The 10,580-nt window shown below is 60.1% G+C and carries 11 protein-coding genes; 5 read left to right on the forward strand and 6 right to left on the reverse strand.

Features of this window, described 5'->3' with window-relative positions; all coding sequences use genetic code 11:
* From rplW to gap, 6 genes are all read right to left on the reverse strand, one after another.
* Nucleotides 1-288 carry a 50S ribosomal protein L23 gene (gene rplW / locus ACZM96_RS00185; protein WP_178579833.1) on the reverse strand — a complete coding sequence of 96 codons (288 nt, stop codon included), beginning with the start codon at nt 286-288 and terminating at the stop codon, nt 1-3.
* 24 nt (nt 289-312) lie between these two features.
* Entirely contained in the window at nt 313-942 is a 630-nt protein-coding gene (gene rplD / locus ACZM96_RS00190) for a 50S ribosomal protein L4 (RefSeq protein WP_294487671.1), read from the reverse strand.
* A gap of 23 nt (nt 943-965) precedes the next feature.
* Complete coding sequence (gene rplC / locus ACZM96_RS00195) at nt 966-1,595, reverse strand: 50S ribosomal protein L3 (protein WP_294487674.1); 630 nt, start codon at nt 1,593-1,595, stop codon at nt 966-968.
* Between the two features lie 11 nt (nt 1,596-1,606).
* Nucleotides 1,607-1,924 carry a 30S ribosomal protein S10 gene (gene rpsJ / locus ACZM96_RS00200; protein ID WP_077071459.1) on the reverse strand — a complete coding sequence of 106 codons (318 nt, stop codon included), beginning with the start codon at nt 1,922-1,924 and terminating at the stop codon, nt 1,607-1,609.
* A 930-nt stretch (nt 1,925-2,854) separates the two neighbouring features.
* Nucleotides 2,855-4,639, reverse strand: a complete 1,785-nt coding sequence (locus ACZM96_RS00205; RefSeq protein ID WP_489486607.1) for a potassium channel family protein — start codon at nt 4,637-4,639, stop codon at nt 2,855-2,857.
* A 138-nt stretch (nt 4,640-4,777) separates the two neighbouring features.
* Nucleotides 4,778-5,824, reverse strand: coding sequence for a type I glyceraldehyde-3-phosphate dehydrogenase (gap, locus tag ACZM96_RS00210; protein WP_489486609.1), 1,047 nt, complete (start codon nt 5,822-5,824; stop codon nt 4,778-4,780).
* Between the two features lie 291 nt (nt 5,825-6,115).
* Between gap and ACZM96_RS00215 the strand changes: the two genes are divergently transcribed.
* From ACZM96_RS00215 to tgt, 5 genes are all read left to right on the forward strand, one after another.
* A complete protein-coding gene (locus ACZM96_RS00215; RefSeq protein WP_489486611.1) occupies nt 6,116-6,670 on the forward strand; it encodes an N-acetyltransferase in 555 nt (184 codons plus the stop codon).
* Nucleotides 6,671-6,694: 24 nt separating this feature from the next.
* Nucleotides 6,695-7,714, forward strand: a complete 1,020-nt coding sequence (gene argF / locus ACZM96_RS00220) for an ornithine carbamoyltransferase (protein ID WP_294487690.1) — start codon at nt 6,695-6,697, stop codon at nt 7,712-7,714.
* Nucleotides 7,715-8,081: 367 nt separating this feature from the next.
* A complete protein-coding gene (gene rpmB, locus ACZM96_RS00225) occupies nt 8,082-8,294 on the forward strand; it encodes a 50S ribosomal protein L28 (RefSeq protein ID WP_178581515.1) in 213 nt (70 codons plus the stop codon).
* Between the two features lie 117 nt (nt 8,295-8,411).
* On the forward strand, nt 8,412-9,407 hold the full coding sequence (locus ACZM96_RS00230; protein WP_489486612.1) for a rhomboid family intramembrane serine protease: 996 nt from the start codon (nt 8,412-8,414) through the stop codon (nt 9,405-9,407).
* An 18-nt stretch (nt 9,408-9,425) separates the two neighbouring features.
* Nucleotides 9,426-10,574 (forward strand): tRNA guanosine(34) transglycosylase Tgt, encoded by a 1,149-nt coding sequence (gene tgt, locus ACZM96_RS00235; protein ID WP_489486613.1) that lies wholly within the window; start codon nt 9,426-9,428, stop codon nt 10,572-10,574.
* The last annotated feature ends 6 nt before the right edge of the window (nt 10,575-10,580 follow it).

Raw genomic sequence — 10,580 nt, forward strand, 5'->3', positions numbered from 1 at the left:
CTAGACTCCCTCGAAGAAATCGATTTTGTTGTCAGCGGCGAGGGTGACATAGGCCTTGCGATAGCCCGGGATGCGACCCTTCACGCGGCCCTGACGCACGCGACGGCGCGGCTTGACCGTAATGACATTGACATTCGTGACCTTGACCTTGAAGGCTTCTTCCACTGCCTTACCGATCTCGATCTTGTTGGCCTTGGTATCGACGAAGAAGGCGTACACGCCTTCTTCACGAAGAGCGGTGGCCTTTTCGGTCACCACGGGCCGAAGAAGAATTTTAGTGTAATCCATGTCCATTCCTTTCAAGGCGAGCGACTACTTCAGTCTCTCTTCCAGGTGGGGCAGAGCACCTTCCAGCACCACGAGCTGCTTGCAATTGAGCACATCGTACACAGTCACGGCATCGGGGGTGACGAGGGTGATACCAGGGAGGTTGCGGGAAGCGAGAGCCAGCGTGGGATTCACGCCGTTTTCTTCGGGAGCGGCCACAACCAGAGCCTTGGTAAGGCCGAGGTTCTTGGCGACGCCGGCGAAGAGCTTCGTCTTGGCTTCGGCAAGTTCAATGCCCTTCACCACCATGAGGCCGTCGGCCACGCGGGAGGAAAGAGCCATGCGCAGAGCCAGAGCGCGCACCTTCTTGTTGACCTTGAAGCTGTAGTCACGCGGCTGGGGTCCGAAGACGATCGCGCCACCACGCATGATGGGCGAACGGTTGGATCCCTGGCGTGCATTGCCAGTGCCCTTCTGCTTGAAGGGCTTCTTGCCGCCGCCGGACACAAAGGCGCGGGTCTTGGCGGCGTGAGTACCGGCACGCTGGGCGGCGCGATAGGCACGAACCACAAGGTTCAGAATCTCCGGCCTCACTTCGACTTCGAACACTTCGGGAGCGAGGGTGACTTCCCCGGCTTCCTGATTGTTCTGATCGTAAACTTTCATAACAGCCATTGCTTCATCTCCTGTGTTGCGCACTACTGCTTGCGCACCAGCACCAGACCGTTCTTCGGTCCGGGCACGGCACCCTTAATAAGGATGACGTTATCCTCGGGGCGAACTTCCACGATCTTCAGGCCCTGCTGCGTGACGCGTTCGGCGCCCCACTGACCGGCCATCTTCTTGCCCTTGAACACATGTCCGGGGAAGGTGTTGTTACCGATGGAACCACCGGAACGATGCACCTTTTCGTCGCCATGGCCATCGTCAATGCCATGGAAGTTCCAACGGCGCATAACGCCCTGATAACCTTTACCAATGCTGGTTCCCGTCACCTTCACGGTGTCGCCGGCGGCGAACACTTCGGCGGTGAGGACCTGACCGACTTCAACGGCGGCCGGTTCGGCGAGACGGATCTCGCGAACTTCGCGGCAGGGAGCCACGCCGGCCTTGGCGAAGTGACCGCGCATAGCCTTGGTCACCTTCTTTTCAGCCACTTCTTCAAAGGCGATCTGAAGAGCGTTGTAGCCGTCCTTTTCCACCGTCTTTACCTGGGTCACGGGGCAGGGACCTGCCTTGACCACGGTAACGGCAACAGCGCTGCCGTCGTCGGCGAAAATACGGGTCATGCCCAGCTTTCGTCCAATAATACCCATTTTTTCAGACATGACGCCCCTCTCTAGAGCTTAATTTCCACATCCACGCCGGCGGGCAAGGAAAGCTTGCCCAGAGCGTCCACGGTCTGCTGCGTGGGGTCGAGGATGTCCATAAGGCGCTTGTGGACCCTCATCTCGAACTGTTCACGGGACTTCTTGTCCACATGGACCGAGCGCTGAATCGTGTACTTGTGAATGTTGGTGGGCAGAGGAATAGGCCCAGCCACACCCGCGCCGGTATTGCGCGCAGTGTCCACGATTTCCGCCACAGCCTTGTCCAGGATGCGGTAATCGTAAGCCTTAAGCTTGATACGGATACGATCACTGCCAACTGTCGTCATTGCGAATCTCCATTTTCTGGCAAACCCGCTCCGGCTGATCCCTGTCGGAGTATTTCAACCGGAGAATCCACCGCCGAAAGGGCGGCTGACCGGTCAGAGGAACCGGTCATTTCATGAGGCGCGCTCACGCTCACCTTGCGTGGAGAAGCGCCCTTCGTTCCTACACCTAAAGTCAGGCAACGACCAAAAACGCCTTTGAAAAAGCATCAAAGTCGTTCGGCTCATGGATATGTATGCGGGGGATAAAGAGAAGAACGGACCAATCGGCAACCGTTCGAGCCCTGCAAAAAGTCCATAAAAGCCGATCCTGGTCGCCAACCCGGCCTGCACGGAATACATTCCGTCAAACAGGTGGTCCCGCAGGAGCCAACACACACCCGGCGCATGGATTGCCCATCCACCGGAAAACCTTGCAATCCGCGAAGTTCGGATTGCTGCGGTCTGACATCTTAGGCATGTGCGACGCCTGCAAATGTCAAAACCCTGATCGAATGCTCAGAGTACAGCAGGACAGATTCCATCTGCCCTTCCCTGCCGTCCAGGGAAACGCCCATAACTTGGGCGAGGTCTATTTGTATCTTCACTACCCCCGTCCGTCAAGTTTTTTTTGAAAAATTTTCATTTTTTTCCGCGGCTGCGCAAAAAAACGGGAAATTCATTTTTTCTTAAGGATCATGCGCAGTTAAATCCGCATGTTCCGCACGAAAAAGGCCCGGAAGCGATGCCTTCCGAGCCCTTTTCCACATTTTTTCAAAAATTTTTTGCGACTTCGCTCCGTCCGGCGAAAAAACGGGAAAAACGCCGTCGAAGCCCCTGCCGAAGTCGCTCCCGACGTTCCCCGACAAAAAATTTTCCCCAAAAACGCCGGGCCATTTCCGAACACGCCCCGGAAACGAACTTCAGGAGGCTCGTTTTCCGGCATCCCGGCTATCAGGCAAACCAGCCCTGTCCGGGCTCGTGCCTATTCTCGTCGCCGCAGGTGGGGTCGCATTCCCTCCGGCCTCTGTCCGGCCAGTATTCCTCGTAGTACGCGGTTTCCGACGCCGCGTCGCCGATGAGGAACAGCTCGTCGGCCGCCTGAAACTCCCGCAGCGGATCGGGGTTCACCAGAATGTCGCCGCGGGCGGTTCTCACGGCCACCACGTTGCAGCGCAGGTTCTTGCGTATGCCGCTGTTGGCGAGATTGTGGCCCGCAAGCCCCTCCCCCGCCACCGCACGGAAGATGTTCAGCCCTTCGTTGAGCATGAACACCCTGCCCGGCTCCAGCAGGTTGATGATCTGGCTGGACACCATGGACGCCAGCGAAAGCACGAGATCGGCGCCGGCCATGTGCAGCACGTGAACGTTGCGGTCGAGATTGGTGCGGGTGATGATCTGCACGTCGGGGCGCAGGCGGCGGCAGTAGATGGTGAGGTAGATGTTGGTGTCGTCGTCGTGGGTGGTGATGAGGATGGAAGGCGAGGTCTTGATGCCCGCCTGCTCCAGCGTGAACGGATCGGAAGCGTCGCCCACCTGCACCCGTATGCCCGGAATGCGCGAAGCGATGTTGGAGCGGTCCACCACCACGACGTCGAGACCGCGTTCCTTGAGGGCCGTGGCGGCCGCCGTGCCCACGCGTCCGCCGCCGATGACGAGCACCGGCGCGCGCCCTGCGGGCTTTTCCGTTTCCGGCTTGCGGGCCAGCTCCCGCGAAAAGGCCTGCATCTGCTCGCGCGAGCCCGCCATGACCAGCACCTTGTGCTCTTCCAGCACGGTGTCCGGCCCGGGATGCTCGAACACGCCGTGATTCCACAGCCCCACCACGTTGATGCCCGTTCTGCCGCGCAGATCGCTTTCCTTGAGCGTCATGCCCGAAAGGGAAGTCTGCTTCACGGGGGCTTCGGCAATGACCAGCGGGCCGAAGGTGACGAGCGGGCTCACGCTGAGCTTGTCGGTGATGACGCGGCGCGTGAGGGAGCGGCCCAGCGACTTGCGGAACTGGAACACCGAAGAGCAGCCCGCGAGCTTGAGAATGTCGATGGATTCGTCCTTTTCGGCGCGGGAGACCATGGGCACGTTCTTGTCGAGTTCCCGCAGGGTGAAGGCCACGTTGATGTTGCGCACGTCGGTGTCGAGAGCCACCACGAGGCGCGCGTTCTGGGCGTGCAGGCCGCGATAGACCTCCACGTCGTCGTAGTCGCCGACCACGGCGTGCAGGCCGAGATCCATGAGATCCAGCGCCTGCTGCGTGGTGGAGCACAGAAGCACGCTGTGAAAGCCGTACCTGGCCAGCACCTGGGCAAGGTTGCGCGCCACGGGGCTCACGCCCACGATGATGACGTGATTGCGCGCCGACGCCGGCAGACTGTGCTGCACTTCCTTTTTCTTCTGCGCCTCAAGCCACGGGGTATAGACGAACTGAATGAACGACGAGGGCAGCACGATGAGCAGCCCCACGATGCCCGTGAGCAGCACCACGATGGAAAAGGCGCGGCCGAGATCGGAATTGAAGGTGATGTCGCCGAATCCCAGCGTGGACATGACGGTCAGGGTCCAGTACAGGCCGGTAATCCAGGAATAGTCGCGGCCTTCATATTCCATGATGTAATGGAACAGCACGCTGAACACGGCCACGAACACGGTAAGAATGAGGATGACGCGGAAGAAGTATCCGAAGTTCCTTCGCGCTCCCTTCCCCTGGCTCAACAGAGAAAACTGACTGGGAAAAAATTTCATGGGGGCAGTATGCTCCGAGCCGTCGTTCTAGGCAAGAGTCTGCAAAAGGCCGCCGCCCCTTTTCGGAGCGGCGGCCTGTCTGTTTGCCGGTTGCGTCTTACAACGCGCGTCCACGGTTCCGCGAAAGCGGAGCCCGGCTTAGAAGCCCTTGGACTGCATGTAGTGAATGAGGTCGGTCACGCGGACGGAGTAGGCCCATTCGTTGTCGTACCAGCTCACCACCTTGGCAAGGGTGCCGTCCTGCACGGTGCAGTATTCGGATTCCACGATGGAGGAACGGGAGTCGCCCTTGAAGTCCATGGAGACGAGGGGAAGGTCGTTCACGCCGAGGATGCCCTTGAGGTAGGTCTCGGAAGCGGCGCGGAAGGCGTTCACCAGGGTTTCGGTGTCGGTGGACTTTTCAAGAATGGCGGAGAAGTCCACGATGGACACGGTGGGAGTGGGCACGCGCAGGGCATAGCCGGAGAAGCGTCCCTTGAGGGAAGGAATGACCTCGGCCACGGCCTTGGCGGCGCCGGTGCTGGTGGGAATGATGTTCAGAGCGGCAGCGCGGGCGCGACGCAGGTCCTTGTGGGGCAGGTCGAGGATGCGCTGGTCGTTGGTGTAGGAATGCACGGTGACCATGTTGCCGAGCTTGAGGCCGAATTCCTGATGCATGACCTTGGCCACGGGAGCGAGGCAGTTGGTGGTGCAGGAGGCGTTGGACAGAATGTGGTGCTTGGCGGGATCGTACATGTCCTGGTTCACGCCCATGACCACGGTGAGATCGGGCTGCTTGGCGGGAGCGGAAATGATGACCTTCTTGGCGCCGCGTTCCAGATGCACGCCGGCCTGAGGAGCGGTGCGGAAGATGCCGGTGGATTCCACCACCACGTCAACGTCGAGGGCCTTCCAGGGCAGGTTGTTGGGATCGCGTTCGGCGAGGCAGGCCACGTTCCAGTCGCCCACCTTGACCATGGTGGCATCCACGCCGCCCACGGAGGTCTTTTCGGAAGCCACTTCGCAGGTGAAGGCGGAAGGACCGTAGGAGGTGTCGTGCTGAAGCAGATGGAAATTGGTGTTGGCGTCCATCAGGTCGTTGACGGCGACGATTTCGGCGCTGTCGGCGTACTTGCCGTACATGGCGCGGAAGACCTGACGACCGATGCGGCCAAAGCCGTTGATTGCAACTCTAACCTTTTTCATAATTCCTTTCCTTTGCCCGGCAGGCCGGGACTTTCGGTGAACGTCTCATGGCATGACGCCGACTTCTGCGGACGGATCAGCCTTTTCCGTCCGGCATCGGGATAATTCTGCCATCGTGTTTAAAAAATCACAAGAGCGGGAGTGAGCATAGCAGAATACGTCCCGGCGCGCAAATGCTTTCTGCGCTTCTCCTTTCGGGAAAAACATCCTGACGCTCTCCAAACCCTTGCCAAAGGCGGGGGAAGGGGGCTATTTTTTCTGACTCATCTTTATTTCCGAGGGGGGAATCCCATGCATCGTTTCGCTTCCGCTCCGCAGGCGGCCGTTTCCGGCGAGCAGTCCATGCTGCCGGACATCAGCGGCATCTCGCTGCCGGCAACGCTTGCCAGCCGCAAGGCAAGAATTCAGGACGTGGACGGCATGTCCAGTCTCATCAACGAATTTGCCTCGGCGCGCATCATGCTTGCCCGCGGGCCTCTGTACCTGTATCAGAACATTCAGGATTACCGGGTCATCACCGTGAACGCGGGCGAGAAGGAAATCGTGCTTGCGTGCGGCGGCCTGCACGTGCTCTGGGAAGATCTGGCCGAAGTGCGTTCCGTGGCCGTACACCCGCAGCTTCAGCACAAGGGCATAGGCCGCCTGCTCGTGCAGGATCTCATTGAAGACGCGCGCGCTCTCGGCGCGGCGCACGTGTTCACCTTCACGCTGGCCCCGGGATTCTTCTCCTCACTGGGCTTTTCCGCCGTGGATCGCGACACGCTCTCCCCCGTGGTGTGGGCCGAGTGCAGCAAGTGCCCGAAATTTTATAAATGCGACGAAGTCGGCATGATGCTGCACTTCTGATGCCAGTTCTTACAGGAGCCTGCCATGACCAACCTCAAGAATCGTGACTTTCTGAAAATCGCGGACTTCAACCAGGAAGAGCTCTCCTACCTGCTCCGCCTCGCCGCCCGCCTCAAGAAACTCCGCAAGGAAGGCAAGGAACCGCAGTTCCTCAAGGGCAAGAACGTGGCCCTGGTGTTTGAAAAAACGTCCACCCGCACGCGCTGCGCCTTTGAAACCTCCCTGTACGACCAGGGCGCCCACGCCACCTACCTTTCCGACGGCTCGCAGATAGGCAAGAAGGAATCCATGGCCGACACCGCCCGCGTGCTCTCCCGCATGTACGACGGCATCGAATACCGCGGATACGGACAGAACATCGTGGAAAAGCTGGCCGAATTCTCCCCCGTGCCCGTATGGAACGGCCTGACCAATGAAGCGCATCCCACGCAGATTCTGGCCGACTTCCTCACCATGATGGAACACAGCGACAAGCCGCTCAACGAAATCACCTTCGCCTACCTCGGCGACGCCCGCTACAACATGGGCAATTCCCTCATGATGGGCGCGGCCAAAATGGGCATGAACTTCCGCTCCGTGGCTCCCGTCTCGCTCCAGACCAGCGACGAAATCTACAACATGTGCCTCGCCGAAGCCGAAAAGTCCGGCGCCACCATCGTGCGCACCGACAACGTGGCCGAAGGCGTGAAGGGCTGCGACTTCATCTACACCGACGTGTGGGTGTCCATGGGCGAGCCCGACGAAGTGTGGAAGGAACGCATTGAAAAGCTCCTGCCCTACCAGGTGAACGCCCGCGTCATGGAACTGACCGGCAACCCGAACTGCAAGTTCATGCACTGCCTGCCCGCCTACCACAACCGCGAAACCGCCGTGGGCGAATCCATCTACCAAAAATTCGGCCTCGACGCCCTCGAAGTCACCGAAGAAGTCTTTGAATCCGAAAACTCCATCGTCTTCGACGAAGCCGAAAACCGCAAGCACACCATCAAGGCCGTCATGGTCGCCACCCTCGCGGACGTGCCGCCCATCTTTTTTGAAGACTAGGACGGGCGGGGGAAGGCGGACCCCCTTTTGAAAAAGGGCTTTCCTCCTTCCCCCGCGCCCCCATTCTCCTTCCGAAAACTTTTGTTGGGAGGAAGGCGGATCGAGGGGAAGCGCCTGCTTCCGAAAGCGTTGCCGAAATTTTTGGAAAGATTTTTAATGTTCTGAAAATTCAGGCGCTTTCACGCGTTCATGGCAGGAGGCGGAGGGAGCGTTCCGGCCCGCGGAAGCATTCCGGCCCGGAAGTTGCGGCCGTTTCCACTTGCCTTTTTTTAAAATTCAGGCTATTGCTAGCAGTCCTTACGATACAAAAGGTATCGAATTTCAGCAGCATTCCGCCCCACACGGGCTTTTTTATGGAGGATATACCATGGGTAAACAGTGTGAAATCTGCGGCAAGAAAGCTCAGGTGGGCAACCTTGTGAGCCATTCCAATATCAAGACCAAGCGTCGCTTCAACCCCAACCTGCAGGCTGTCCGCCATCAGGAAGCCGACGGCACCGTGCGCACCATCAACGTGTGCACCCGCTGCCTCCGTTCCGGCGCCGTGGTGAAGCCCGTCGTCAAGAATGACGCCGAATAATCAGGTTTGCCGATCTTTCCTAAGGCGGGGATAACATCTCCGCCTTTTTTTGATTAATAATTCCCCCGCACCTTGCCGCCGCGCCGCCTGCGCCGCGCTCTTCGGGCCGTCCGAGTCATGAGCGATCTTCGAGCCGCCTTCCGTCATCGTCCGAAAAGCCACGTTTCCATGTGGCGTCGTTCCCTGCGCGCTCCGGAAGGCTGGAGAGTGGTGGACTTCCGCGGACCGGGACACATGGGCCGCTCGCTTCCCGCCCTCGGCACGCGGCAGATGGAACTGCTGCGCCTCGTGCTCGACTCCAAGAACATTCCCTATGTCGTCACCGGGCACGGCTCCCAGACGCGGGCCTTTGTTCCGGCCATGTTTGAAGACGTGGCGCGCAGCGAGCTTTCCGCCCTGGAATCGGAAAAAACGCCTCCGCCTCCGCCCGTGCCCCTGCACAGAAACGCGCACTGGTCCATGCTCGTCATGCTCTTTCTCGTCTTCTGGTACGGGCTCTACATGGGCTGGTGGCCTCTGCCCTTCGAGCATCTGCCCGATCCGGAATACTGGGTGCGCTGCGGCAAGCTCAACGTCACCGAAGTGCGCGCCGGCGAATGGTGGCGCACTGCCACCGCGCTCACGCTGCACGCCGACACGCTTCACCTCTTCAGCAACGTCATCTTCGGCACGCCCTTCCTCATTCTGCTGGCGCAGCGCCTCGGCCTCGGCCTCACGCTCGCCTCAACCCTCGCCGCCGGCATGCTGGGCAACGCCATGAACGTGTGCTACCGCGATCCGGGCTATTCCAGCCTCGGCTTCTCCACGGCCATGTTCGGCATGGTGGGCCTGCTCTGCGCCGACATCGTGGTGCGCTCGCCCGCACACATGCAGGGCTTCCGCAGGCTGGCGCTGCCCGTGGCCGCCGCCCTCGCCTTTCTGGCCATGCTCGGCGCGGAAGGCAAAAACGTGGACTACTCCGCGCATATTTTCGGCCTTCTTTCCGGCTTTCTCATCGGCCTTGCCGTCAGCTTCGCCTTGCGGCATCATAACGCCCTCCCCCGCCCGCTGGAATTTGCGCTCGGCTGCACCGCGCCGCTCGTTCTCCTGCTGTGCTGGGATCTCGCACTCTAACATCCTATCGAGGCATTCATGGACAAAGCCCCCGGCACCTTTGAACTCCTGGGCAAGGACGGCAACGCCCGCGCCGGCCTTCTCCATACCGCGCACGGCGTCATCGAAACCCCCATCTTCATGCCCGTGGGCACGGTGGGCAGCGTGAAGGCCCTCGCTCCCGACGATCTCAACGCCATCGGCGCACAGATCATTCTCGGCAACACCTATCATCTGTACCTGCGCCCCGGCGACGAACTCGTGGCCCGGCGCGGCGGTCTGCACGAATTCATCCGCTGGAACAAGCCCATCCTCACGGACAGCGGCGGCTTTCAGGCCTTCAGCCTGAGCAAGCTGAACAAGATGAAGCCCGACGGCGTGGAGTTCCGCTCGCACATCGACGGCTCCAAACACATGTTCACGCCGGAAAAGGTCATTTCCATCCAGCGCAATCTCAATTCCGACATCATGATGCCGCTCGATGTGTGCCTCGGCTACGGCGCCACTTATGAGGAAGCCGAAAAGGCCGTGAAGCGCACCACCGAATGGGCGCAGCGCTGCCGCGACGCCTACCCTGCGGGAAGCGCGGGCAATCTTCTCTTCGGCATCGTGCAGGGCTGCACCTTCCCCGAGCTTCGCGAAGCCTCGGCAAGGCAGCTCATGAACATCGGCTTCGAGGGCTACGCCATCGGCGGCCTGGCCGTGGGCGAACCCAAGAATCTCATGATGAAGAATCTGCGCGTGCTCAACCCCGTGCTGCCGCAGGACAAGCCGCGCTATCTCATGGGCGTGGGCACGCCGCTGGACATTCTGCACGGCATAGAGGCCGGCGTGGACATGTTCGACTGCGTGCTGCCCACCCGCAACGCCCGCAACGGCACGCTCTACACCTCGGAAGGCAAGATCAACATCAAGCGCCTCCAGTACGCCGAAGACGACAGCCCGCTCGATCCGAAATGCAACTGCTACACCTGCCGCACGTTCAGCAAGGCCTACCTGCGCCACCTGTACGTCAGTCAGGAACTGCTCGCCTTCCGCCTCAATTCCCTGCACAACCTCACCTACTTCCTCAATATGGTGCGAGGCGCAAGAAAGGCCATTCTCGAAGGCAGATACGCCGCTTTCAAGGCGGAATACGAGGCCAAATACCCCGAAGAGGACGCGCTCTTCGACGCGCCGGAACTTTAATTCATC

This window comes from Mailhella sp. (genome assembly GCF_057866825.1).